Here is a 949-nt window from a genome sequence, read left to right on the forward strand (position 1 = left end):
TGATAACTTGGCTCGAAAATGCTTGATTTGGGGTAATTATCATTAATTACTCCAATGAGGTCTACTATGTCAGAGTTTACCGAGCAGCTTAAGAACTTACTCCGTCAAGATATTGTCGATCTAGATACCTTAAAGAAGCTCTTGGACCAAGAAAAGCAAACCCTAACAACGCGCAACACCGATCAAATTTCTCTATTATCCAAACACAAAACTCAAACTGTCCAACAATTAGAGTCTCGCGGAAAAATTAAGGCCAGGTTAATAGCCGAGTCTGGGCTTGGCATTAAACCTGGACACGTTGAGGAAAAGCTACAAACACTAAATGATGATGATTTAGTTAACTTATGGCAAACTTCCCGCGAGAAAATGCAACAATGCAAAGATACTAACCAGGTCAACGGAAGCATTATTAGTCGCTCCTTACAGCGCACGAATAAGTTGATGACAATCATCCGCGGCCAAAACAAAACGCAAAATCTTTATGGCCAACAAGGTAAAGAGCAAAGTTACGGATCCACCCATCGCATTGGCCAGGCCTGATACCCCACCCCCAACTACTCATGAATGCCCTTTATGCTTGTCAAAAGAAACAAGGGCTATTCACCGAGATTCACACAGCAAAGTAGACAGAGAATACCTTAACTGTGCGCACTGTGACCTGATATTTGTTCCTAAGCAGTTTCACATCTCGCCCGGGTATGAAAAATCAATCTATGATTTGCATGAAAACAACCCCGAAGACAAAGGATATCGGCGCTTTCTAGAGAAGTTATCTATGCCGCTGATATCTCAACTAGAACCCTTTGCCAATGGGCTTGATTTCGGCTGCGGACCCGGACCAACTTTATCAATCATGATGCGTGAAAAGGGCTTTAACGTAGAAGAGTACGATCCTTTCTACATGCCAGACAAAAGCCCTTTAAGTGGCCGCTACGACTTTATTACCAGT

At 42.8% G+C, this 949-nt stretch carries 2 protein-coding genes; both read left to right on the forward strand.

Annotated features, from left to right (window positions below; translation table 11 throughout):
• Window positions 1–66 precede the first annotated feature (66 nt).
• A complete protein-coding gene (locus A3761_RS24390; RefSeq protein WP_068507235.1) occupies window positions 67–540 on the forward strand; it encodes a flagella synthesis protein FlgN in 474 nt (157 codons plus the stop codon).
• 37 nt (window positions 541–577) lie between these two features.
• Window positions 578–949, forward strand: a 372-nt coding sequence (locus tag A3761_RS24395) for a methyltransferase domain-containing protein (RefSeq protein WP_197473239.1), incomplete at its 3' end; no start/stop codon positions are given.

It is taken from the genome of Oleiphilus sp. HI0123, assembly GCF_001635315.1.